Raw genomic sequence first — 22,722 nt, forward strand, 5'->3', positions numbered from 1 at the left:
AATACCAGTGTACGGAGAAACATCATGAGCCAGACTCAGGCAGAACGACTCCAGGCGGAGCGCAAACTGGCGGACAACCAGTTCGATATCACCCAGTACCACCATGTGCCACGGCGCTATTACGGGCGGATTTTCTTCGCCACCGTGATCGTCATCGCCATTCTCGGCCTGGTCCGCGCCTTTGCCGAAGGCAAGATCGAATGGTCCTACATCGGCCAGTTCGTCACCTCGCAGGCGATTATGTGGGGTTTGTTCAACACCATCGTCATGGCAGTGTTGGCAATGGCGCTGGGCATCGTCTTCGGGGTGATTACTGCGATTATGCGCATGTCGGCCAACCCGATCCTGCGCTACGTGGCGGTGACCTACACCTGGCTGTTCCGCGGTACGCCGCTGATCCTGCAACTGCTGTTGTGGTTCAACCTGGCGCTGATTTTTCCTACCATCGGAATCCCTGGCCTGTTTGAACTCGACACCGTGAGCCTGATGACGCCGTTCGTGGCCGCCCTGCTCGGCTTGAGCATCAACCAGGGCGCCTACACCGCTGAAGTGGTGCGCGCCGGCCTGTTGTCGGTGGACACCGGCCAGTACGAAGCCGCCAAGTCGATCGGCATGCCGCGCTTGCAGGCGCTACGCCGGATCATCTTGCCGCAAGCGATGCGGATCATCATTCCGCCAGTCGGCAACGAGTTCATCGGCATGGTGAAAATGACCTCGCTGGCGAGCGTCATCCAGTACTCGGAACTGCTCTACAACGCCCAGAACATCTACTACGCCAACGCCCGGGTCATGGAGTTGCTGATCGTCGCCGGTATCTGGTACCTGGCCGCCGTCACCGTTCTGTCCTTTGGTCAAAGCCGTCTGGAGCGTCGTTTCGCTCGCGGCGCCGGCAAGCGTTCTTGAGGAATCCGACATGAGAAGCATCGTCAAGGCTGTGAGCCTGAACAAATATTACGACCAGTACCACGCGCTCAAGAACATCAACATCGAAGTCGAGCAAGGCGAAGTGCTGTGCATCATCGGCCCGTCCGGCTCGGGCAAAAGCACCTTGCTGCGCTGCGTCAATCAGCTTGAGAAAATTGATAAGGGCGGCCTCTGGGTCGACGGCGAGCTGGTGGGTTACCGCGTGGTCGGCAACAAATTGCACGAACTCAACGAATCGCAGATCGCCCGGCAACGCCTGGCCACCGGCATGGTGTTCCAGCGTTTCAACCTGTTCCCGCACATGACTGTGCTGCAAAACATCATCGAAGGCCCGTGCCAGGTGCTCAAGCGCTCGCCCAAAGAAGCGCACGAAGAAGCCCTGGAATTGCTCGCCCGCGTCGGCCTGGCCGACAAACGCAACAGCTACCCGATTGAACTCTCTGGCGGCCAGCAGCAACGGGTGGCGATTGCCCGCGCCCTGGCGATGCGGCCCAAGCTGATGCTGTTCGATGAACCCACTTCGGCACTCGACCCGGAACTGGTCGGTGAGGTGCTGTCGGTGATGCGCGATCTGGCGCAAACCGGCATGACCATGATCGTCGTCACCCATGAACTGGGCTTCGCTCGCGAGGTTTCCAACCGCATGGTGTTTATGGACGGCGGGCAGATCGTGGAGGCTGGAAGCCCCGAAGAAATACTAATAAGCCCACAAAACCCGCGCACCCAAAGCTTCATTTCTGCCGTTCGAACCTAGGTGCCGTGCTTGGAAAACAAGAGCCGCCTCACAACACTCATAAGAGAACGACCATGAAGAATTTCGTTATTCCAGCAGTACTCGCCGGCCTGATGGCTTCCAGCGTCACGTTTGCCGCCGAGTTGCCGGCCAGCATCAAGGCCAAGGGCGAGATCGTCGTAGCGATCATGCCGAACTATCCGCCGATGGATTTCAAAGACCCGGCCACCAACACCCTGACCGGTTTGGACTACGACCTGGGCAACGCCCTGGCCGAGCGCCTGGGCGTGAAAATCAAATGGCAGGAAACCGGCTTCGAGCAAATGATCAACGCGCTGACCACTGACCGCGTCGACATGGTCCTGTCGGGGATGACCGACACTGTCGAACGTCAGGCCAGCGTGACCTTCGTCGACTACTTCACCAGCGGCCCGCAGTTCTACACCTTGCAGAAAAACAAGGACACCAACGAGATCACCGACCTGTGTGGCAAGAAAGTCGGCACCAGCCGACGCACCACCTTCCCGGCGGAGATTGCTGAATACAGCAAGGCTCACTGTGAAGCAGCCGGCAAACCGGCGATTGTGGTGGTCGGCACTGAGGGCTCGGCGGATGCCCGTGCGCAACTGCGTCAGAGCCGGATCGATGCGGCGATGCAGGGTAGCGAGACCTTGTCGTACCTGAAGACTCAGGAAAAGGACACCTACAAAACCGTAGGCCAACCGATTTCCGTGCAGTTCTCCGGCATGGGTTTGAGCAAGAAAAAGCCTGAGCTGAGTGAAGCGGTGAAAGTGGCGTTGCAGAGCATGATCGATGACGGCAGCTACCAGACCATCCTGAAGAAATGGGACCTGGAACTGGGTGCGATCAAAACGGTGACCATCAACGCCGGCAAATAAACCTGCAAGGGATGGATGCTTGCCCTGTAGGAGCGAGGCTTGCCCGCTCCCACAGGGTTCGTCGTTTACTTATAAATTGTTGGAGCGCAAAGATGTCCTCCTCACCCCAACCCACCTGGCCCGACCAGCACAAAGCCTGTCTCGCCCTGGCCTTCGACCTCGATGGCCCCACCGGCGATGCGATGCTTAACGGCTCGATCTGGCACAAGCCCGAGTACTTTGGCTTCGGCGGGTACGGGCCCTACCGCGCCCTGCCGCGAATCCTCGATTTGCTCGACGCGTTCCAGATCCCGACAACGTTCTTCGTCCCGGCCTGGGTCGTGGAGAACTGGCCGAAACAGTGCCAGGCGATTGTCGAGCGCGGGCATGAGGTGGCGTACCACGGCTACAAACACGAATCCTTTTACGCCCTGACGCTGGATCAGCAAAAGGACGTGATGAAGAAATCCCGCGAGGTGTTCTGGAAGCACCTGAACATCCGCGCCGAAGGTTTTCGCACGCCGTCCGGCGACTGGCGCGCCGAAACCCCGGCGATGCTGGTGGAGGCCGGCGTGACCTATTCCAGCAGCATGCGCGGCGATGACCGCCCGTACCTCGTCAATGTTCCCGGCTTCGACACACCGCTGGTGGAAATCCCCGGCCGTTGGGAAATGGACGACTACGCCTCCCTCGCCTACACCCGTGCGCCGGACTTCCCTTCCGGGCTGGACCGCACCGCAAGCTACGAGCTGACCCTGGACAACTGGCGCCGCGAATACGACGGCGCCATGAACGAAGGGCTGTGCCTGACCACCCTGTTCCACCCCAAAATCACCGGCAAGCCGGGACGCATCCTGTTGCTGGAAAAACTCTTCGACCACATGCGCCAGCGCGATGACGTGTGGTTCGCCACCTGCCGCGATGTCGCCCAGTGGTGGCTGAAGGAGCATCACCATGGTTGATTCCACAGTCTGGCCCGACGGCTATCGCTGCGCCGTCGTATTGACCGTCGATTACAACGACATCCACGGCATCCTGACCCAGGCTCCGGAGGTCGCCGGGCGTGACAAGACCCTGTCCGTCTGGCGGTACGGCAGCCAACGCGGCGTCGACCGTTTGCTCGGGTTGTTCGCAGAACTCGGCGTCACCAGTAGCTGGTGCATTCCCGGCATCGTCGCCGAGGAAAACCCCGAGCATCTTCGGGCGATCCAGTCCGGTGGACATGAGATTGCCTGTGCCGGGTATCGCCATCAGAACTACGACAATCTTTCCCTGGCCGAGCAAAGCGCCGAGATCGCCAAGGGCTGCGAAGCCTTGACCACGCTGACCGGCCAACGGCCGACCGGGTTTCGCATCCCGGCCGGCAACGGTGCGCCGGGGTTTATCGAGGCGTTGCGGGATCAAGGTATCCGCTGGTCTTCGTCGTGGCGAGGCGATGATTTGCCGTTCTCTCACCCTACGGCGCCCGAGGTGATCGAGTTGCCGCTGCATTACGAACTGGAAGACGAACCTTACTTCGCCTTCAACCTCAGCCCGGCCGTGCCACCGGCGCAATCGCGAATCGCCTCCTACAGCCATACCCTGGGCAACCTGCAAATGGACTTCGCCGGGTTTCACCGATTCGGCCTGTGTTACGTACTGCGACTGCACCCGGAAATCATCGCAACGCCAGGACGCATCGGCGTGTTGCGCGAGTTGCTGGAAGGGATTCAGCAGCACAACGACGTTTGGATCGCCACGGCGGGCGAAGTATCGAAGTGGTGGGCGGATTCGCCGGCGGCTGTGGCCGAAGATCACCCGGCGGCTGTTTACGAGCGGCATTATCGGGATTACGGGGTATGAGCGAGCAAGATCAAGAGATCGCAGCCTTCGGCAGCTCCTACAGTGGGGTGCTTCGAATGGAGCACCTGGCGCAGTTTTGTGTCGATACGCGATTTGAGGATTTGCCGGTGGCGCTGGTGGAGCGAGCCAAGCGGCATATTCTCGATACCTTCGGCGCGACCCTGGCCGGGGCTGGCAGTGAAGTGGCGAAACAGGCACGGGCAGTGTTTGAAGGTGAAACCGGCAACACGCCGGTCTGGGGCACCGATTGGCGGGTCGGTGCTGCGCAGGCGGCGATGCTCAATGGCATCGCCGCCCATGCCCTGGAACTGGACGATACCGGTGGCTGCGATCATTCCGGCGCCGTCGTGCTGCCGGCAATCATGGCAGCAGTGTCGATGTCGGAAAGAATCGTCAGCGGCCGGGAGTTCATCACCGCCGTGGTCATTGGCTATGAAATCGGCCGTCGGGTGCTGGAAGCCTGCGGCAGCTACTCGGCGCATAACGGCGCTGGCTGGCACTCCACAGCAACCTGCGGCGTGTTCGGTGCAGCGGCGGCGAGTGCACGGATTCTCGGCCTCGATGCGGCACAAACCTTGTCAGCGCTTGGTATCGCCGGCAGCTTCAGCGGCGGACTTTGGGCGTTCATTCATGACGGCTCGCAAAGCAAAAAACTCCACACTGGTCGAGCGGCCGAAGGTGGTTTGCTGGCCGCACGCTTTGCCCAGTGCGGCATCACCGGGCCGACGAAGTTGTTTGAAGACGTCTGGGGTGGATTTCTCAAGACGCTAGCGGGTAATACCGCCGTGCCTGAGGCGCTGGACGCTGACTTGGGCCGGGTATGGAAACTCGCCCGCTGCTCGATCAAGCCTTACGCGGCGTGCCGCGGGACGCACTCGGCGATTGATGCGCTGGGGCTGTTGCTGGCGCAGTTGCAGGTCAGCGCTGATCAAGTCGAAGACATTCAGGTGTCGCTGTGCGGGTTTTTGCAGGACATGTGCGGCGGGCAGGAAGTCGCCAGTCTGGCGGCAGCGCAGATGAGTTTGCGGTATGCGCTTGCGGCGCGGCTGGTCCTGGGGCATTGCCGGTTGGAAGCGTATGACGAGGCTCAACGCAGCGACCCACGAATGGCGCACTGGATGTCGCGTATCCGGCTTGAAGTGGACTCGCAACTGTCAGAGGATGGCGAGCCCGTCGTGAGCGTGCGGACCGTGGACGGTCGGCAGGCGAGCCTGTGTGTTGAGGTGCCGTTGGGGGCGCCGGGGAATCCGTTGAGTGATGGGGCGCTGGAGGAGAAGTTTTTCAGTCTGGCTGAGCGAGTGATGTCGCGGCACCAGGCTGAAGAATTGCTTGAGCAGTTGTGGCGGGTTGAAGAGTTGGAATCGGTTTGCCTGCTTGATCGGTGGCTGACATGAGAAAGGCGTTGCTTGAGCCTGCTCGCGATTGGCGGCGACACCTCGTTAACATCTGAATAAGGATATTTGCACCACCGTGGCCACTTACTCGCTCGTTATCCGCCGGTTGATGATTTGCTCGCTGACCATCGTCGTCAGCCGCGCCATCACCAGCCCGTTGCTCACACTATTCCTGAGCAACAAACTCGGTCTCAACCAACAGGACGTTGGTCTGCTGCTGGGCATCGCGGTGTTCATCGCCACCCTGCTCGCCCTTTACGGCGGTTACATTATCGACCGTCTGGAAAAGCGTCGGCTGTTGATCCTGGCCATGCTCTCCAGCGCCATCGGCTTCGTGCTGCTGACCTTCGCCCAGAACCTGTACCTGACCACCGCGACCCTGGTGATCACCGAAACCGCCTCCGCATTATTTCTGATCGGCTCAAAAGCGATCCTCAGCGAAAACCTGCCCATGGGCCAACGGGCCAAGGCGTTTTCCCTGCGCTACACCTTGACCAATATCGGCTACGCCACCGGGCCGATGCTCGGTGTGGTGATCGCCGGGGTGTATCCGATTGCACCGTTCCTGATTGCTGGCGGCATCGCGTTCTTCAGTATCTTCTTGATGAGCGGGATTCCGAAAGACCCGGCGCAGACAACCACCCTCGGCCAGCCCCAGAGCTTTCTCAAGACCCTGACCACCCTCAAAAACGACCGCACCTTGATCATGTTCACCTGCGGCTGCCTGTTCAGCACCGTGGTCCATGGCCGTTTCACCTTGTACCTGTCGCAATACCTGCTGGTGACCCATGACTCCAAGCGCGCCCTGGAAACCATGGCCGCCCTGCTCGCCTGCAACGCTATCAGCGTGATCCTGCTGCAATACCAGATCGGCCGCTTCCTCAAACGTGAGCAACTGCGCTACTGGATTGCTGGCGGCACCGGCTTGTTCATTTTGGGTTTGATCGGTTTCAGCCTGGCCGACGGTCTGGTGAGCTGGTGTGTGGCGATGTTCATTTTCACCCTCGGTGAAATGATCATTTACCCGGCGGAATTCCTCTTCGTCGACACCCTGGCCCCGGAAGAACTGCGCGGCAGTTACTACGGCGCGCAAAACCTCGCGGCGTTGGGCGGTGCCTTGAGCCCGGTGATTTGTGGCTACCTGTTAATGCACACCCCGGCGCCGACAATGTTCTACGCCCTCTGCGCATTGACCGCGATGGGCGGAACCCTGTGCTTCATGGCGGGCCGGCGGGTGGCGATACTGCAAAAATAATGCACTGAAGCTGCATTAATATGAATTTGTCAGCATCAGGAATGAACGGCACACTGTGCCCGTTCCTCCCCCAATAGTTGGAACAACTTCAAGGGCTTTCTGGGTTTCCCAGCTAAGCCTTTTTTTTGGCTCATGTTTTTGGGCCAAGGGTTCTGTCAACGGATCGATTGTCATCATGCTTGCTCGCTGGTTACCCGCCGCCATCAACACCCGCCCCTCGGAATGGAGCCGCGCAGCCATCGGTATGTCCCTGGGCACGCTGTTCAGCGTCTGGCTGTGCAGCCAGGTATTCGGCATTGAAGTGGCGCAGCACTTGGTCGGTCCGTTGGGTGCGTCGGCGGTGTTGTTGTTCGCCGTATCTTCCGGCGCCCTCGCCCAGCCCTGGTCGATTTTGGGTGGTTACTTGAGCGCCGGGGTGATTTCACTGCTGGTCGCTCATGTGCTCGGGCGAACTTTGGGCAGCGCGTGCCTGGCAGCGGGTATGGCGTTGATGTTGATGTGTTGGCTGCGTTGCCTGCATCCCCCGGCCGGAGCGTTGGCGCTGCTGTTGGTGTTGGCCGACCCGGCAACCATCGCCCTGGACTGGAAAGCCCTCGGCCCTGTGATGCTCGGCGCCTCGGCGATGCTGCTCAGCGCGCTGGCGTACAACAACTTGACGCTCATTCGCTATCCCAAACGACCCGCCGAGCCGGAACCGGTCATGCCGTCGGCCGACAGCCAGGCCATCACCGCCGAGGATTTACAACGGGCGTTGGCGGAGATGGAGGCCTTCATCGACGTCACGCCACAAGACCTTGAACAGCTGATCCATGCCAGTGAGCTGCATGCCAAGCGGCGCAGCATTGGTGAAGTGCTCAGCAGCAGAACCTGACACAACACAGAACCCCATGTGGGAGCGGGCTTGCTCGCGAAAGCGGTGTGTCATGTTGCATCATTGTTGACTGACACGGCCCCTTCGCGAGCAAGCCCGCTCCCACATGTACGGTGTCGGGCCAAAAAACCGGTCAGGCTGCCGATTGTTGCTGCACCGGCACCGCCAGACTCACCGCCCGCACCGAACTTCCCACACCCAACCCCAGCGCCTTAGCCGTCTGCGCATCCACAATCAACGTCCCTGCCGCCACCCGCGCCGCAGCCGCAGTAATCCGGCAGTCAGCAAACTGGCGATTGTGAATCAAATAAGTCGCCGCTTGCTCCCCCGGCGTGCCGATGCTCAGTTGCAGCACCTGGCTATCGCGCACCGCCCGAATATCCCCGGTGGCGCATTCAATCAACGGCCCGCCGTCAAAGATGTCGATGTAGTCCCGATGCTCAAACCCTTCGGCCTTGAGCATGCCCAGCGCCGGTTCGGTGTTCGGATGCACCCGACCAATCACCGAGCGCGCCTCTTCCGGCAGCAGACAGGTCGGCAACGGGAACTTGGGCATCAGCTCAGCGATAAAGGTCTTGTTACCCAGCCCGGTCAGGTAGTCGGCGTCGGCAAAATCCATCTTGAAAAAGTGCCGCCCCAAGCCTTCCCAGAACGGTGAAACGCCCTCGTCGTCCGAGTAACCGCGCATCTCGGCGATGACCTTGTCGCCAAACTTCTCACGAAACTCCGCCAGAAACAGAAACCGCGCCTTGGACAGCAAACGGCCATTGAGTCCGCTGCGATGATCGGCGTGCAGGAACAGCGAACACAGTTCCGAATGGCCGGTCATGTCGTTGCCCAGGAACAGCGTCGGCATCTGCTGATTGATCCCGAGTTTTTTCGAGGCCGCCACAAACAACCCCAGACGATAGTTGTACCAAGGCTCGCGCAGCCCGACGGCACCGGCCAGGGCGCAGATGCCGATCGCTTCGTGCGCATCGTTTTCCAGCACAAACAGGTAATCGGCATCGGCGCGCTCAGCGTCGCCGGCAAAGGTTTTCGCCGCCCATTCCAGGCGTTGGCGCAAGCGTGCGGCGTCGGCGGGCAACGTGGTCAAACCAGTGCCGGCGCTATGGGCCAGCGCCAGGAGTTCCGGTAAATCGTTAGGTGTGGCGGGACGGACGATCATCGCTGGTGCTCCTTGAGTGCTCGTTGTTTGGGCAGGAAAACCTCGGCCAACATGCAGCGCGCACTGCCGCCACCGATGCGTTCGATGGTGTCGATGTTTACCGGTAGCGGCGTGGTGTGGGTTTCGATCAAACGCTGTTGAGCGCTATCCAGCGACTGCCAGGCGGTGCGCGACATCACCAGCACCGGCTCGCCCGCCGCGTTGTGGACTTCCAGCATGTTGCCGGCGAAGGATTCCAGCTGCGCCCAATCGAGAGCGATGACTTGCTTGCCGCTGTCTTCCAGACGTTTACGCAGGGCCAGGCGTTCGCCGGGATTGGTGACCGACGCCAGGCAGGCGATGGCCAGGCGTGTGCCGACGCTCATCATTACGTTGGTGTGGTAAATCGCGACGCCCTGACGGTCCATCGCGTTGAACGCGCACAGCTCGTAACCCAGATGACTGACTACCTGATCCAACGCTTTGGCGTGGGTGCGGGTGGAGTAACCGGCGTAGCAAATCCGTTGCTGACGATCCAGCACCATGCTGCCGGTGCCTTCGAGGAACACTTCCTGCTGTTCAAGGCTGGACAAGTCGAGGAGCTGTTCCACCCGGTACTCATCCCGCAACCAGTCGAGCACACCTTTGTCCCGCTCCAGCCGCCGGTTGTGGCCCTGCATCGGGTACAGCACCAGCGTGCCGTCGGGGTGGCTGCTCCACCAATTGTTGGGGAAGATCGAATCCGGGGTGTGCGGCGCTTCGGCGTCGTTGTGCACCAACACTTCAACGCCGTGCCCGCGCAGTGCGGCGACATAGCCATCGAATTCTTGCAGGGCCTTGAGCTGGACGTCTTCGGCCACTGCCGCCGGGCGCTGGAAACGGTTGTTCGCCGCCGTGTCCTGATTGAAGGAAAAACGTGTCGGGCGAATCATCAAAACGGTATTGGTGGTTTGCATGGGCACAGATTCAATGAGGGTTGAGAGAGGCTCATTGTCTGTTTCGGAGGCGGGAAAACCCGGTTGATAAGGGGGTTGCGGGTGATGGAAACGGCTGAAGATTTTGGATGGGGCAGCCGATTCGGCGAGGGTCGGGAATCCTGAAAATACGGGTATCCGGAACCCCACAAAACCAATGTGGGAGCGGGCTTGCTCGCGAAAGCGGTGTGTCATCCAACATCAATGTTGACTGACATGACGCCTTCGCGAGCAAGCCCGCTCCCACAGGTTGTGTGTCGTTTGGTGCTTACTCCATCGTGGTCTTGACCATCGCCAATTCCGGATGGCTCACCAACTTGTCGATGTGCAGATCCGGATCATCAAACCAGACCTCGGTCAGCACCCGGTAATGCTCCATGTCCCGGCAGCGCATGCGCAGGCTGTAATCAAACGCGCCGCTGATCAACCGACACTCCAGCACTTGCGGACACGCACGAACCTTGGCTTCAAAAGCCTTTTGCGCTGCCCGCCCGCTCTGGTTCGACAACGCCACCAACACCAGCAGCGACAGCCCCGGTGTCAGCTTCTTTTCGTCGAGAATCGCCCCGTACCCGCGAATAACCCCGAGCTGTTCAAGTTTGCGCACCCGTTCCAGGCAGGGCCTGGGGGTCAGGTGCACGCGCTCGGAAAGCTTTTGATAGGTGATGCGCCCTTCGTGGCGCAGCACTTCGATAATGGCTTGATCGATACGATCAAGCACGATCGACAGATCGCGGATATCCGCCATGTACGTCTCTCACTTCAAACGGCCTGATAAAAATTGCTGTAAACGTTCGCTGCTGGGTTGATCGAGGATAGTCGCATCACCCTGCTCTTCAACCCGTCCCTGGTGCAAGAACAACACCTGAGTGGACACCTGCCGGGCGAAGCCCATTTCGTGGGTCACCATCAACATCGTCCGGCCTTCTTCGGCCAGCGCCTGAATCACCTTGAGCACTTCGCCCACCAGTTCCGGGTCGAGTGCCGAGGTCGGCTCGTCGAACAATAGAATCTCCGGTTCCACCGCCAGCGCCCGGGCAATCGCCACCCGTTGCTGCTGGCCGCCGGAGAGAAACGCCGGGTATTGATCGGCGACTCGTTGCGGCAAGCCAACCTTGTCCAGATAGGCCCGGGCACTTTCTTCGGCGGCTTTGCGGCTGATCCCGAGCACCCGGCACGGCGCCAGGATGATGTTCTCCAGCACGGTCAGGTGGCTCCACAAATTGAAATGCTGGAACACCATGGCCAGACGCGTGCGCAAGCGCTGCAACTGTGCCGGATTGGCGACGCGCATGCCACCTATGCCGGGGCGAGTAACGATGCGTTCGCCGTCGAGCTCGATGGCGCCATCGTCCGCCCGTTCCAGAAAGTTGATGCAGCGCAGCATGGTGCTTTTGCCCGAACCACTGGCGCCGATCATGCTCACCACGTCCCCTGCCTTGGCGTTCAACGAGACGCCCTTGAGCACTTCATTGTCACCGAAGCGTTTAAACAGGTTTTCGACCGTCAATTTGTTCATGCAAACCTCTCCTGCCACCGCGCCTGTTACGGCGCAGCTCTGGACAAATAAATTAGTGAGCGGGACCGAGGAAGTTCAGCCAGCGCTTTTCCGCCAGGCGAAACGCCCCGACCAGGCCGAACGACATCGCGAGGTACAGCAACCCGGCGATGCCGAATGCCTGAAAGGTCATGAAGGTCGCGGCATTTGCATCCCGGGCGATTTTGAGGATGTCCGGGATGGTCGCGGTGAACGCCACCGACGTAGCGTGCAACATCAGGATCACTTCGTTGCTGTAATACGGCAGCGCCCGACGCAACGCCGAGGGCAGGATCAGCCGCAGATACAAGCGCCAGCCACTCAAGCCATAGGCGTGGGCGGCCTCGATTTCACCGTAGGGAATGCTGCGGATCGCCCCGGCGAAAATCTCCACGGTGTAGGCGCAGGTGTTGAGGGTGAACGCCAGCAAAGTGCAATTCATCGCGTCGCGGAAAAACGCTTCGAGCAACGGTTGCGAACGCACCACCGCGATGCCGTAGATCCCGCTGTAGCAAATCAGCAACTGGATATACAGCGGCGTGCCGCGAAACACGTAAGTGAACAGTTGAACCGGCCAGCGCAACAGGCCCCAGCGCGAGGTGCGCAGAATCGCCAGCGGCAACGACAGGAAGAACCCCATCACGATGCTCGCCACCAGCAACCACAAGGTCATGGCCAACCCGGTCAGGCTGTAGCCATCGCTGAACAGGAAGGGTTTCCAGTATTCGGCAATCAATTCGATCATCGCGCCATCCCCCGCACGCCTTGGTTATAGCGGCGCTCCAGCACCCGCAGGACATAGTTCGAGGCGCTGGTGATCAGCAAGTACAGCGCCGCCGCCAGCAGCAGGAAATCGAGCATGTTGAAGGTGCTCTTGCCCGCCTCTTGGGCGACTTTGACCAGGTCCGACAAACCGATGATAGACACCAGCGCCGTGGCTTTGAGCAGTACCAGCCAGTTGTTGCCCAGGCTCGGCAAGGCGAACCGCATCATTTGCGGGAACACCACAAAGCGGAAACGCTGCCAGCGGTTCAAACCGAAACACGCCGCAGCCTCCTGCTGGCCACGAGGCACGCTGAGGATTGCGCCGCGAAAGGTCTCGGTAAAATACGCGCCGTAGATAAAACCGAGGGTGACGATCCCGGCCACGAACGGGTCGATTTCCATGTACGGCCAGCCCATCGCTTCGGTCAGGCTGCTCAGCCAGCCTTGCAGGCTGTAGAAAATCAACAGCATCAGTACCAGGTCAGGCACGCCACGGATCAGCGTCGTGTAGAACGTCGCCGGCAGGTTCAACAGCTTGAGCGGCGACAGCTTGGCCGCCGCCCCGAGCAGGCCCAGCGCCATGCTCACCAACAGCGACAGCGCCGATAATTTCAGGGTGACCCAGGTGCCGTGCAGCAACAATGGGCCATAGCCTTGCAGGGCCGAAACATCGAGCCCGATCAGATTCAGGAAGGAATTCACGCCAGTCACCTGTCTTGAGGCGCCCACGTTGAAACGCTGTGCCGGTTACCGCGGCACAGCGCTCGGGGCGCGAGGATCAGTTGTTGTAGAGGTCCAGATCGCCGAAGTGCTTCTGCTGGATCTGTGCGTAGATGCCCTTGTCGTGCAGGGCCTTGATGGCGGCATTGAGCATGCCTTTGAGTTCTTCGTTGTCCTTGCGGATGCCAATGGCGATGTCCGACGGCACCAGCGGATCGCTGATGCCTTCACTGTTCTTGAAGTCAGCGCCTTGAGGTGAAGTCAGGAAGCTCATTTGCGCTTGCATCTTGTCCTGGATCGACGCGTCTAGGCGCCCGAACACCAGGTCGGCGTAGACCTGATCCTGATTCTGATAAGCGCGCAGTTTCACGCCGCCGGGCGCCAGTTTGGCTCGGGCGTAGGTTTCCTGGATGGTGCCTTGCATGTAACCAATGGTCTTGCCGTGCAGCGACTCGGCGGTCGGCAGCAAGCCGGAATCCTTGCGGGTGACGATGGCGGTCGGGCCGGCGTACAGACGATCGGTGAAGTCGATCTGTTTCTTGCGCGCTTCGGTGACGGTCATTGACGATTCGATGGCGTCGAACTTGCCGGCCTTCAGTGCCGGGATCAGCCCGTCGAAGTCATTGCTGACCCAGACGCAGGTCAACTTAAGTTCGGCGCAGATTGCATTGCCCAGATCCACGCCAAAGCCTTGCACGCCGCCATCAGCGGTGGTCGATTCAAACGGTGGGTAGCTTGGGTTGACGCCGAAGCGCAGCTCTTTCCATTCTTTGGCGTTGGCGCCGGTGGTGCAGCACAGCAAAGCCAATACCGATAAGGTCAGCCATCCAGTTTTCATCTTCTTGAGTCCCGATTTGTTTGGAGTTATCGCAGCCTGGCGAACCCGGCTACCTTTATGGGCAGGAACAGAGAGTCGATGCGGCTCGCACCGCAACAGCGTTCTTATTGTTTTGCACAGGGTGCCCCGCAGCCGACACCCGGCCTGAAACCCTCGGCACAGACGGCTTCAAACCCGCAGCCAGAATGCCAACAGACGATTGGCTGCTGGTGTCGTAAGGGCCGGCGCAGACACCCCGCTTGCGCTGTTTGAGCTGTTCACACAGCCGATTCGGTCGCGAAGGTCACCGGCGGGCGTATTGGCGCGCACATTCATCACCGGCATTGCAAAAATGCAGACGGGACCTGCACGTATGCCGGTTGTACATCACAAATTTGCACTGATACGATCCAGCATCGCTCGCGCGCGAGCTTCTCTATAAAGAACAATAAAAGCAGGGAGTTATCGATGACTGCTCAGGTTCCATCTCCGCAGGCTCAAGCCAGGGATGCCACGACAAACGAAGTGCTGGCCGAGGTTCGCAACCACATCGGCCACCTGACCCTCAATCGCCCCGCCGGCCTCAACGCCCTCACCCTGGACATGGTCCGCCGCCTGCAGAACCAGCTCGACGCCTGGGCCGAGGATTCACAGGTCAACGCAGTGGTGCTGCGCGGCGCTGGTGAGAAAGCGTTCTGTGCCGGTGGCGACATCCGCTCGCTGTACGACAGCTTCAAAAACGGCGACAGCCTGCACGAAGACTTCTTCGTCGAGGAATACGCCCTCGACCTCGCTATCCACAATTACTGCAAACCGGTCCTGGCCTTGATGGACGGCTTTGTACTGGGCGGCGGCATGGGCCTGGTGCAAGGCGCGGATATGCGGGTGGTGACCGAGCGCAGTCGCCTGGCGATGCCGGAAGTGGCCATCGGTTACTTCCCGGACGTGGGCGGCAGCTACTTCCTGCCGCGGATTCCTGGTGAGCTGGGGATATACCTCGGTGTCAGCGGCGTGCAGATCCGCGCCGCCGATGCGCTGTATTGCGGCTTGGCCGACTGGTACCTGGAAAGCGATAAACTCGGCACCCTGGACGAACAACTCGATCACCTCCAATGGCACGAAACACCGCTCAAGGACCTGCAAGGTGTGCTGGCCAAGCTCGCCACGCAGCAACTGCCTGACGCGCCATTGATTGCGCTGCGCCCGGCCATCGACCACTTCTTCGCCCTGCCGGACGTGGCGAGTATTGTGGAACAACTACGCGAAGTGACCGTCGCCGACAGTCACGAATGGGCGAAAACCACCGCCGATCTGCTGGAAAGCCGTTCGCCGCTGGCCATGGGCGTGACCCTGGAAATGCTCCGTCGCGGCCGCCACTTGAGCCTTGAACAATGCTTCGCCCTTGAACTGCACCTGGACCGCCAGTGGTTCGAGCGCGGCGACCTGATCGAAGGCGTGCGCGCCTTGTTGATCGACAAAGACAAGAACCCGCGCTGGAACCCGCCGACCCTGCAGGCGCTGCACGCCGAGCACGTCGAGAGTTTCTTCACAGGTTTTGAGCAGAGCGGGAGCTGAGCCATGCACGATATTGAATTGAGCGAAGAGCAAGTGATGATCCGCGATATGGCCCGGGACTTCGCCCGTGGCGAAATCGCGCCCCACGCACAAGCCTGGGAAAAGGCTGGCTGGATCGATGACGGTCTGGTGGCGAAGATGGGGGAGCTGGGTCTACTGGGCATGGTCGTGCCCGAGGAATGGGGCGGCACCTATGTCGATTACGTCGCCTACGCCTTGGCCGTGGAAGAGATTTCGGCTGGCGACGGCGCTACTGGCGCGTTGATGAGCATCCACAACTCGGTGGGTTGCGGGCCGGTGCTGAATTACGGCACTGAAGCACAGAAAAAAACCTGGCTGCCGGACCTGGCCAGCGGTCAAGCCATCGGCTGCTTCTGCCTGACCGAACCGCAAGCCGGTTCCGAAGCCCACAACCTGCGCACCCGCGCCGAACTGCGGGATGGCCAGTGGGTGATCAATGGCGCCAAGCAGTTCGTCAGCAACGGCAAGCGGGCGAAACTGGCGATTGTGTTTGCGGTGACTGATCCGGACCTGGGCAAGAAAGGCATCTCGGCATTCCTCGTGCCGACCGACACCGCTGGTTTTATCGTTGATCGCACCGAACACAAAATGGGCATTCGCGCTTCCGATACCTGCGCAGTAACCCTGAGCAACTGCACCATCCCAGAAGCCAACCTGCTGGGTGATCGCGGCAAAGGCCTGGCCATCGCCCTCTCCAACCTCGAAGGCGGCCGCATCGGCATCGCCGCGCAAGCGTTGGGCATCGCCCGTGCAGCATTTGAAGCGGCGCTGGCCTACTCCCGGGATCGGGTGCAGTTCGGCAAACCGATCAACGAGCACCAGAGCATCGCCAATATGCTGGCGGACATGCACACGCGGTTGAACGCCGCACGCTTGCTGATCCTGCACGCTGCGCGGTTGCGCAGTGCCGGCAAACCGTGTCTGTCGGAGGCCTCACAGGCCAAATTGTTTGCATCGGAAATGGCCGAGAAAGTCTGTTCTTCGGCGATGCAGATTCATGGCGGATATGGATATTTGGAGGATTACCCGGTGGAGCGTTACTACCGGGATGCGCGGATTACGCAGATTTATGAAGGGTCGAGCGAGATACAGCGGATGGTGATTGCCCGGGAGTTGAAAAACTACTTGGTGTGAAGCCCTAAAAACATCGCGAGCAAGCTCGCTCCCACAGGGTTCTCTGGTGTTCAAAAATGCTGTGTCCACCAGAGACCAAATGTGGGAGCGAGCTTGCTCGCGATGGCGTCATTGGATACGCCGAACTACTTTCCGACGAACTCCGCCTCACGCTTGGCAATAAACGCCGCCATCCCTTCCTTCTGATCCTGCGTCGCAAATGCCGCATGGAACACCCGACGCTCAAAGCGCACACCTTCTGACAGGCTGACTTCAAACGCCCGGTTCACGCTTTCCTTGACCATCATCGCAATCGGCAGCGACTTCTTGGCAATCAGCGTCGCGACTTTCAGCGCTTCTTCCAGCAACTCATCCGCCGGCACGATCCGCGCGACAATCCCGCAACGCTCCGCTTCCACCGCATCGATCAAGCGGCCGCTAAGGCACATTTCCATGGCCTTGGCCTTGCCCACGGCGCGGGTCAGGCGCTGGGTGCCGCCCATGCCCGGCAGCACGCCGAGGTTGATTTCCGGTTGGCCAAATCTGGCGTTATCGCCGGCCAGGATGAAGTCGCACATCAGCGCCAGTTCACAGCCACCACCGAGGGCGAAGCCGTTGACGGCGGCGATGATCGGCTTGCGGCGGTTGGCCACGCGATCGCTGTCGCTGAACAGGTCGTCGAGGTAGATTTGCGGGTAGGTCAGCTCGGCCATTTCCTTGATGTCGGCACCGGCGGCGAAGGCTTTTTTCGAGCCGGTCAGCACGATGCAGCCGATGTTCGAATCAGCTTCCAGGCCATCGAGGGCGTGGTTCAGCTCGCTGACAATCTGCGCGTTCAACGCGTTCAAGGCTTGCGGACGGTTGAGGGTAATCAGGCCTACACGACCGTGGGTTTCCAGCAAAATCGTTTCGTAACTCATAAATAACTCCTGTTTTGCATAAGGCTCGATCCCCTGTAGGAGCTGCCGAGTGAAACGAGGCTGCGATCTTTTGATCTCGCTTTTTAAAATCAACGTCAAAAGATCGCAGCCTGCGGCAGCTCCTACGGGGGGTCTTCTCAAAGATTGCGCGAAATAACCATGCGCTGAATATCGCTGGTGCCTTCGTAGATCTGGCACACCCGTACGTCGCGGTAGATCCGCTCCAGCGGGAAGTCGTTCAGGTAACCGTAACCGCCGAGGGTTTGCAACGCGGCGGAGCAAACCTTCTCGGCCATTTCCGAGGCAAACAGCTTGGCCATCGAAGCTTCGACCAAGGCCGGTTTGCCGCTGTCACGCAGCGCGGCAGCGTAATGCACCATCTGCCGGGCGACGGCGATTTGGGTCGCCATGTCCGCCAGACGGAACGCGACAGCTTGGTGTTCGATGATCGGCTTGCCGAAACTCTCGCGCTCGCGGGCGTAGTCACGGGCCGCTTCAAACGCGGCGCGTGCCATGCCCACCGATTGCGAAGCGATGCCTACGCGTCCGCCTTCGAGGTTGGCCAGGGCGATTCGGTAACCTTCGCCCTCCTCGCCCAAGCGGTTGGCCACTGGGACCTTCACGTCTTCAAAGAGGATCTGGCAAGTGTCGGAGGCGTGCTGCCCGAGTTTGTCCTCGACCCGCGCGACTTTGTAGCCCGGCGAATCAGTGGGCACGATCAGCGCGGTGATCCCGCGTTTACCGGCGCTCGGGTCAGTTACGGCGAAGACAATCACCACCCCGGCGTTCTGCCCGGAGGTGATGAACTGTTTGCAGCCGTTGAGTACGTAGTAATCGCCTTCCAGCCGGGCGCGGGTTTTCAGGCCGCTGGCGTCGGAACCTGCTTGCGGTTCGGTCAAGGCAAAGGCGCCGAGCATCGAACCGCTGGCCAGTGGTTTGAGGAAGCGTTCTTTCTGATCGTCGGTGCCGTACTTGAGGATCGGCACGCAACCCACCGAGTTGTGCACGCTCATGATCGTCGAGCACGCGCCGTCGCCCGCGGCGATTTCTTCCAGGGCCATGGCGTAGGCCAGGTAACCGGTGTCGCAACCGCCCCAGTCTTCCGGCACCAACATGCCGAAGAAGCCCAGCTCGGCCATTTCGCCGATGGCTTCTTTCGGGAAGCGATGCTCGCGGTCCCATTCGGCGGCGAACGGTTTCAGCCGTTCCTGGGCGAATTGCCGGGCCGCTTCGCTGATCTGCAGTTGTTCGTCATTGGGAATCATGGCAAATCCTTAAATATGAGCCTTTCGCACAAAATGCCTGGTTGAAACGCCGGACCTGTGGGGGCGGGCTTGCTCGCGAATGCGGTGTGTCATTCAGCATTTAAGTCGACTGACACGGCCTCTTCGCGAGCAAGCCCGCTCCCACATGGGGATAGCGTCAGTCTCAATACAGGCATTCCACGGCCATGGCCGTCGCTTCACCGCCGCCAATGCAGATCGCTGCAACGCCGCGCTTCAGGCCTTTCTGGCGCAGGGCCGAGAGCAAGGTCACGAGAATTCGCGCGCCGGACGCACCAATCGGGTGGCCCAAGGCGCAAGCGCCGCCGTGAACGTTGACCTTCTCATGGGGGATTTCCAGTTTGGACATGGTCACCAGACTGACCACGGCGAACGCTTCGTTCACCTCAAACAACTCGACTTCGTCCAGGGACCAGCCAGTTTTCTTCATCAGTTTCTTGATCGCACCCACCGGCGCCACCGGGAACAGGCCCGGTGTATCGGCAAACGCCGCGTGGCCGTGAATCACCGCCAATGGCTTGAGGCCGCGTTTCTGCGCTTCGGATCGACGCATCAACACCAGTGCCGCCGCGCCGTCGGAGATCGAGCTGGAGTTGGCCGCTGTCACAGTGCCGCCCTCGCGGAACGCCGGTTTCAGCGAGGCGATCTTGTCGAGTTTGGCTTTCGGTGGCTGTTCGTCGTGGCTGATCAGCACTTGTTCTTTGCCGACGGTGACGGTCAGCGGCACGATTTCAGCCTTGAAGCTGCCGTCCTTGATCGCTTGTTGGGCGCGAGTCGTCGAAGCGATGGCAAACGCATCCTGGGCTTCACGGGTGAAACCGTTGGCCTCGGCGCAATCTTCGGCGAAGGTCCCCATCAGGCGGCCCTTGTCGTAGGCATCCTCCAGACCATCAAGGAACATCGAATCCAGCACCCGGCCATGGCCCATGCGATAACCGCTACGGGCGCGGTCCAGCAGGTATGGCGCGTTGGACATACTTTCCATGCCGCCGGAGATCACCACGTCGGCACTGCCGGCGACGAGCATGTCATGGGCGAGGATGGTGGTTTCCATGCCGGAACCGCACATTTTGTTTACGGTGGTGCAACGGGTCGATTTATCCAGCCCGGCGCCCAGTGCTGCCTGGCGCGCAGGCGCCTGGCCGAGGCCGGCGGGCAACACGCAACCGAACAGGACTTCGTCGACGGCATCTGAGGCGACACCGGCGCGTTCAACCGCAGCCTTGATCGCGGCGGCGCCGAGCTGCGGCGCGGTCAGGCTTTTCAGTTCGCCCTGGAAGCCGCCCATCGGGGTGCGGACGGCGCTGACAATAACAATCGGATCGTTGGAAAGGCTCATGAAAAATCCTCCTTACTTGGCGGCCATACGCAAGGCACCGTCGAGACGGATCACCTCGCCGTTGAGCATGCTGTTTTCAATGATATGCCTGACCAGCGCGGCATATTCGCCCGGCTTGCCCAGACGCGGCGGGAACGGTACCCCAGCGGCCAGGGACGCGCGGACTTCCGGGGTCATGCCGGCCATCATCGGGGTTTCGAAGATGCCCGGCGCGATGGTCATCACACGGATGCCGAAGCGCGCCAGTTCACGGGCGGCGGGCAAGGTCAGGCTGACAATCGCGCCTTTCGAGGCGGCATACGCTGCCTGGCCGATCTGGCCGTCGTAAGCTGCTGCCGAAGCAGTGTTGATGATCACGCCGCGTTCGCCATCAGCGTCCGCTTCGGTTTCGGCGATGGCTGCTGCGGCCAGGCGCAGCATGTTGAAGCTGCCGATCAAATTGACGTTGATCACCTGGCTGAAACTGGCCAAGGCGTGCGGGCCAGTTTTTCCGAGAATCTTCTCGCCACGGACGATGCCGGCGCAGTTCACCAGACCGTGCAGGCCACCGAAGGCTTTCACCGTCGCGGCGACGGCGGCTTCGGCAGCGGCTTCGTTGCTGATGTCGGCCACGACGCTGTGTGCGCCGAGACGCTCAGCCTGGGCCGCGACGGCTTCGGCGTTCATGTCCACCAGCATCACCTTGGCGCCGGCAGCCACCAGCATTTCAGCGGTGGCGGCACCGAGGCCAGATGCGCCGCCGGTGACGAGAAAAACCTTGTTTTCGATCTGCATCATTGTTTCCTTCGATTCAAGCAGAAGCTTTGTGAGCCGCGGCCTCTTGAGCCTTGGCGATTTCCTGGTTGCGCAAGATAAAGCGCTGCAATTTGCCGCTTGGGGTTTTCGGCAACTCGCTGACAAATTCGATTTCACGGGGGTACGAGTGCGCGGCCAGGCGCTTGCGCACGTGTTGGCGCAGTTCTTCGGCCAGTTCCGGCGTGGCGCGGTATTGCTCGCCAATCACCACGAAGGCTTTGACCAGTTCGGTGCGTTCCGGATCGGGTTTGCCGACCACTGCGGCTTCGATCACGGCCGGGTGTTCGATCAACGCGCTTTCGACGTCGAACGGGCCGACGCGGTAGCCGGAGGTGGTGATCACGTCGTCGCTACGGCCGACGAAGCTGATGCTGCCGTCCGGGTTCCACTCGACGGTGTCGCCGCTCAGGTAATAGTTGCCGACGAAGGCCTTGGTCGGGGCGCCTTCGTAGCCGTTGAACCAGCACATCGGCGACTGGGTACGGTCGATGGCCAGAATGCCCGGCTGGCCGACGCTCAGTTCGTTGTAGTCGTCATCAAGCACCACAATCCGATGGCCAGGCGAAGCAAAACCGGCGGCGCCCATGTGGATCGGGTGCTTCAGGCCGTGGTGGTTGCACAGGACCATGCCGAGCTCGGTCTGGCCGTAGTGGTCGTGGATAACCACGTCGAGGTTGTCGGCGAACCAGCGGATCACTTCCGGGTTCAGCGGCTCGCCGGCGCTGCTGACGATGCGCAACTTGCCTTTGATCGATCGAGCGAATTCGTTGCCACCGGCAATCAGCAGACGGTAAGCGGTCGGCGAGCCGGTCAGGTTGGTGATGTTGTATTTGTTGATCACCCGGCAGGTGCTTTCGAGGGTGAACGGGCCATCGTAGAAGGTGATCGGGTGCCCCATCGACATCGGCCCGGTCACGCCGAAGTAAATGCCATAAGCCCAGCCCGGATCGGCAACGTTCCAGAACGCGTCTTCCGGGCGCAAGTCCACGGCGTCGCGGGTGTAACTCTGGAAAGCGACGATGGCTTTAAGCGGTACCGACAGCGCTTTCGACGGGCCGGTGGTGCCCGAGGTGAACATCAGCAGGAATGGGTCTTCGCCGGTCATCAGTACCGGTTCGCACTCGGGGGAATAATTGGCTTGTTCGGCCCAGAAACTGTAATCGCCACGGACAATCCCCTGCCCTTTAGCGCCGCCAACGGTAACGATGGTTGGGCAATCGGCGACTTCAGCGAGTTTCGGCCGATTGACCGCGTCAGTCACGACCACTTTGGCACCGGAGCTGTTCAAGCGATGTTCGATGGCTTTCGGGCCGAACGCGGTAAACAGCGGCTGATAGACCGCGCCGATGCGCCAGGTGGCGAATACAGTGATCAGCAATTCAATGTTGCGTGGCAGCAGGCCGGCGACCTTGTCACCCTTCTGCACGCCCTGTGTGAGAAGGAAATTGGCGAAACGCGCAGCCTTGTCCTGCAAATCGCTGAAGGTGTACGTCGCGCTTGCGCCGTCACGACCCTCCCAGAACAGCGCGATGCGACCTGGCAACGCGTGACGGTCGCAACACTCGACGCAGGCGTTAAGCGCAGTCAAATCGCCGGCAAGTGCGGCCTCCACAGTGTGCTGGTAATCGAACGGTGATGTAGCAGACAAGTAATCGCGCATTGCCAGAATCCCTCTGCATTTTTATTAGGTTGGGGGAACCGTAATTAACACAGGAATACTCGCGCTGCGCGGGGTGTGGGGCAATGGTCAAAGCTATCAAGTTGCGTGACTGGTTTGGCCAAAATTTGAGAGGTGTGTTGTCTGGTCAGGCGTCTTCGC

At 60.5% G+C, this 22,722-nt stretch carries 22 protein-coding genes; 10 read left to right on the forward strand and 12 right to left on the reverse strand.

Annotated elements, in window-relative coordinates; genetic code table 11:
* Window positions 1-24: 24 nt before the first annotated feature.
* The 8 genes from AC1MEW_RS19895 to AC1MEW_RS19930 all read left to right on the forward strand — a co-directional run bounded on the left by AC1MEW_RS19895 (window position 25) and on the right by AC1MEW_RS19930 (window position 7,897).
* A complete protein-coding gene (locus AC1MEW_RS19895) occupies window positions 25-903 on the forward strand; it encodes an amino acid ABC transporter permease (RefSeq protein ID WP_201254963.1) in 879 nt (292 codons plus the stop codon).
* A gap of 10 nt (window positions 904-913) precedes the next feature.
* The gene (locus tag AC1MEW_RS19900; protein ID WP_480423282.1) at window positions 914-1,678 is read left to right on the forward strand and encodes an amino acid ABC transporter ATP-binding protein; all 765 of its coding nucleotides are present in this window, start codon (window positions 914-916) and stop codon (window positions 1,676-1,678) included.
* 53 nt (window positions 1,679-1,731) lie between these two features.
* Window positions 1,732-2,556 (forward strand): ABC transporter substrate-binding protein, encoded by an 825-nt coding sequence (locus AC1MEW_RS19905; RefSeq protein ID WP_201254961.1) that lies wholly within the window; start codon window positions 1,732-1,734, stop codon window positions 2,554-2,556.
* A gap of 92 nt (window positions 2,557-2,648) precedes the next feature.
* Window positions 2,649-3,497 (forward strand): polysaccharide deacetylase family protein, encoded by an 849-nt coding sequence (locus AC1MEW_RS19910; RefSeq protein WP_201254960.1) that lies wholly within the window; start codon window positions 2,649-2,651, stop codon window positions 3,495-3,497.
* Window positions 3,490-4,377, forward strand: a complete 888-nt coding sequence (locus tag AC1MEW_RS19915) for a polysaccharide deacetylase family protein (protein WP_480423284.1) — start codon at window positions 3,490-3,492, stop codon at window positions 4,375-4,377. The genes AC1MEW_RS19910 and AC1MEW_RS19915 overlap by 8 nt, the downstream gene beginning before the upstream one ends.
* Entirely contained in the window at window positions 4,374-5,771 is a 1,398-nt protein-coding gene (locus tag AC1MEW_RS19920; protein ID WP_480423286.1) for an MmgE/PrpD family protein, read from the forward strand. Before AC1MEW_RS19915 ends, AC1MEW_RS19920 begins: the two co-directional genes overlap by 4 nt.
* Before the next feature lie 76 nt (window positions 5,772-5,847).
* Window positions 5,848-7,026, forward strand: a complete 1,179-nt coding sequence (locus AC1MEW_RS19925) for an MFS transporter (RefSeq protein ID WP_201203732.1) — start codon at window positions 5,848-5,850, stop codon at window positions 7,024-7,026.
* 175 nt (window positions 7,027-7,201) lie between these two features.
* The gene (locus tag AC1MEW_RS19930; RefSeq protein ID WP_322268435.1) at window positions 7,202-7,897 is read left to right on the forward strand and encodes an HPP family protein; all 696 of its coding nucleotides are present in this window, start codon (window positions 7,202-7,204) and stop codon (window positions 7,895-7,897) included.
* Between the two features lie 133 nt (window positions 7,898-8,030).
* Here AC1MEW_RS19930 and astA read toward each other — a convergent pair whose 3' ends face one another.
* From astA to AC1MEW_RS19965, 7 genes are all read right to left on the reverse strand, one after another.
* On the reverse strand, window positions 8,031-9,065 hold the full coding sequence (gene astA, locus AC1MEW_RS19935) for an arginine N-succinyltransferase (protein ID WP_201257233.1): 1,035 nt from the start codon (window positions 9,063-9,065) through the stop codon (window positions 8,031-8,033).
* Window positions 9,062-10,000: a citrulline utilization hydrolase CtlX gene (gene ctlX / locus AC1MEW_RS19940; protein ID WP_201257232.1), complete on the reverse strand. Its 939-nt coding sequence runs from the start codon at window positions 9,998-10,000 to the stop codon at window positions 9,062-9,064. The genes astA and ctlX overlap by 4 nt, the downstream gene beginning before the upstream one ends.
* A gap of 286 nt (window positions 10,001-10,286) precedes the next feature.
* On the reverse strand, window positions 10,287-10,766 hold the full coding sequence (locus AC1MEW_RS19945; protein WP_007974731.1) for an Lrp/AsnC family transcriptional regulator: 480 nt from the start codon (window positions 10,764-10,766) through the stop codon (window positions 10,287-10,289).
* A gap of 9 nt (window positions 10,767-10,775) precedes the next feature.
* Window positions 10,776-11,537: an ABC transporter ATP-binding protein gene (locus tag AC1MEW_RS19950; RefSeq protein WP_480423290.1), complete on the reverse strand. Its 762-nt coding sequence runs from the start codon at window positions 11,535-11,537 to the stop codon at window positions 10,776-10,778.
* Window positions 11,538-11,589: 52 nt separating this feature from the next.
* The gene (locus AC1MEW_RS19955) at window positions 11,590-12,300 is read right to left on the reverse strand and encodes an ABC transporter permease (protein ID WP_201257230.1); all 711 of its coding nucleotides are present in this window, start codon (window positions 12,298-12,300) and stop codon (window positions 11,590-11,592) included.
* Window positions 12,297-13,022 (reverse strand): ABC transporter permease, encoded by a 726-nt coding sequence (locus AC1MEW_RS19960; protein WP_201257229.1) that lies wholly within the window; start codon window positions 13,020-13,022, stop codon window positions 12,297-12,299. The genes AC1MEW_RS19955 and AC1MEW_RS19960 overlap by 4 nt, the downstream gene beginning before the upstream one ends.
* Window positions 13,023-13,098: 76 nt before the next feature.
* Window positions 13,099-13,878, reverse strand: coding sequence for a transporter substrate-binding domain-containing protein (locus tag AC1MEW_RS19965; protein ID WP_480423293.1), 780 nt, complete (start codon window positions 13,876-13,878; stop codon window positions 13,099-13,101).
* A gap of 447 nt (window positions 13,879-14,325) precedes the next feature.
* Between AC1MEW_RS19965 and AC1MEW_RS19970 the strand changes: the two genes are divergently transcribed.
* Together AC1MEW_RS19970 and AC1MEW_RS19975 are read left to right on the forward strand one after the other, a co-directional pair.
* Window positions 14,326-15,432: an enoyl-CoA hydratase/isomerase family protein gene (locus tag AC1MEW_RS19970; protein WP_201203736.1), complete on the forward strand. Its 1,107-nt coding sequence runs from the start codon at window positions 14,326-14,328 to the stop codon at window positions 15,430-15,432.
* Between the two features lie 3 nt (window positions 15,433-15,435).
* Window positions 15,436-16,587: an acyl-CoA dehydrogenase family protein gene (locus AC1MEW_RS19975; RefSeq protein WP_201257227.1), complete on the forward strand. Its 1,152-nt coding sequence runs from the start codon at window positions 15,436-15,438 to the stop codon at window positions 16,585-16,587.
* Window positions 16,588-16,712: 125 nt separating this feature from the next.
* Here AC1MEW_RS19975 and AC1MEW_RS19980 read toward each other — a convergent pair whose 3' ends face one another.
* The 5 genes from AC1MEW_RS19980 to AC1MEW_RS20000 all read right to left on the reverse strand — a co-directional run bounded on the left by AC1MEW_RS19980 (window position 16,713) and on the right by AC1MEW_RS20000 (window position 22,563).
* Window positions 16,713-17,486 carry an enoyl-CoA hydratase gene (locus AC1MEW_RS19980; RefSeq protein ID WP_201203740.1) on the reverse strand — a complete coding sequence of 258 codons (774 nt, stop codon included), beginning with the start codon at window positions 17,484-17,486 and terminating at the stop codon, window positions 16,713-16,715.
* Window positions 17,487-17,623: 137 nt separating this feature from the next.
* Entirely contained in the window at window positions 17,624-18,751 is a 1,128-nt protein-coding gene (locus tag AC1MEW_RS19985; RefSeq protein ID WP_480423296.1) for an acyl-CoA dehydrogenase, read from the reverse strand.
* A gap of 163 nt (window positions 18,752-18,914) precedes the next feature.
* Complete coding sequence (locus tag AC1MEW_RS19990; RefSeq protein WP_480423298.1) at window positions 18,915-20,108, reverse strand: acetyl-CoA C-acyltransferase; 1,194 nt, start codon at window positions 20,106-20,108, stop codon at window positions 18,915-18,917.
* A 12-nt stretch (window positions 20,109-20,120) separates the two neighbouring features.
* Window positions 20,121-20,882 (reverse strand): SDR family NAD(P)-dependent oxidoreductase, encoded by a 762-nt coding sequence (locus AC1MEW_RS19995; RefSeq protein ID WP_480423300.1) that lies wholly within the window; start codon window positions 20,880-20,882, stop codon window positions 20,121-20,123.
* Window positions 20,883-20,898: 16 nt separating this feature from the next.
* Entirely contained in the window at window positions 20,899-22,563 is a 1,665-nt protein-coding gene (locus tag AC1MEW_RS20000) for an AMP-binding protein (RefSeq protein ID WP_201203745.1), read from the reverse strand.
* Between the last annotated feature and the right edge of the window lie 159 nt (window positions 22,564-22,722).

Source organism: Pseudomonas sp. ASL4 (assembly GCF_056680395.1).

Excerpts from the sequence above, each read along its gene's own strand:
- AC1MEW_RS19895 (WP_201254963.1), top strand. The coding sequence starts at position 25 with ATGAGCCAGACTCAGGCAGAACGACTCCAGGCGGAGCGCAAACTGGCG.
- AC1MEW_RS19900 (WP_480423282.1), top strand. The coding sequence starts at position 914 with ATGAGAAGCATCGTCAAGGCTGTGAGCCTGAACAAATATTACGACCAG.
- AC1MEW_RS19905 (WP_201254961.1), top strand. The coding sequence starts at position 1,732 with ATGAAGAATTTCGTTATTCCAGCAGTACTCGCCGGCCTGATGGCTTCC.
- AC1MEW_RS19910 (WP_201254960.1), top strand. The coding sequence starts at position 2,649 with ATGTCCTCCTCACCCCAACCCACCTGGCCCGACCAGCACAAAGCCTGT.
- AC1MEW_RS19915 (WP_480423284.1), top strand. The coding sequence starts at position 3,490 with ATGGTTGATTCCACAGTCTGGCCCGACGGCTATCGCTGCGCCGTCGTA.
- AC1MEW_RS19920 (WP_480423286.1), top strand. The coding sequence starts at position 4,374 with ATGAGCGAGCAAGATCAAGAGATCGCAGCCTTCGGCAGCTCCTACAGT.
- AC1MEW_RS19930 (WP_322268435.1), top strand. The coding sequence starts at position 7,202 with ATGCTTGCTCGCTGGTTACCCGCCGCCATCAACACCCGCCCCTCGGAA.
- astA (WP_201257233.1), bottom strand. The coding sequence starts at position 9,065 with ATGATCGTCCGTCCCGCCACACCTAACGATTTACCGGAACTCCTGGCG.
- ctlX (WP_201257232.1), bottom strand. The coding sequence starts at position 10,000 with ATGCAAACCACCAATACCGTTTTGATGATTCGCCCGACACGTTTTTCC.
- AC1MEW_RS19945 (WP_007974731.1), bottom strand. The coding sequence starts at position 10,766 with ATGGCGGATATCCGCGATCTGTCGATCGTGCTTGATCGTATCGATCAA.
- AC1MEW_RS19950 (WP_480423290.1), bottom strand. The coding sequence starts at position 11,537 with ATGAACAAATTGACGGTCGAAAACCTGTTTAAACGCTTCGGTGACAAT.
- AC1MEW_RS19955 (WP_201257230.1), bottom strand. The coding sequence starts at position 12,300 with ATGATCGAATTGATTGCCGAATACTGGAAACCCTTCCTGTTCAGCGAT.
- AC1MEW_RS19965 (WP_480423293.1), bottom strand. The coding sequence starts at position 13,878 with ATGAAAACTGGATGGCTGACCTTATCGGTATTGGCTTTGCTGTGCTGC.
- AC1MEW_RS19970 (WP_201203736.1), top strand. The coding sequence starts at position 14,326 with ATGACTGCTCAGGTTCCATCTCCGCAGGCTCAAGCCAGGGATGCCACG.
- AC1MEW_RS19975 (WP_201257227.1), top strand. The coding sequence starts at position 15,436 with ATGCACGATATTGAATTGAGCGAAGAGCAAGTGATGATCCGCGATATG.
- AC1MEW_RS19980 (WP_201203740.1), bottom strand. The coding sequence starts at position 17,486 with ATGAGTTACGAAACGATTTTGCTGGAAACCCACGGTCGTGTAGGCCTG.
- AC1MEW_RS19985 (WP_480423296.1), bottom strand. The coding sequence starts at position 18,751 with ATGATTCCCAATGACGAACAACTGCAGATCAGCGAAGCGGCCCGGCAA.
- AC1MEW_RS19990 (WP_480423298.1), bottom strand. The coding sequence starts at position 20,108 with ATGAGCCTTTCCAACGATCCGATTGTTATTGTCAGCGCCGTCCGCACC.
- AC1MEW_RS19995 (WP_480423300.1), bottom strand. The coding sequence starts at position 20,882 with ATGCAGATCGAAAACAAGGTTTTTCTCGTCACCGGCGGCGCATCTGGC.
- AC1MEW_RS20000 (WP_201203745.1), bottom strand. The coding sequence starts at position 22,563 with ATGCGCGATTACTTGTCTGCTACATCACCGTTCGATTACCAGCACACT.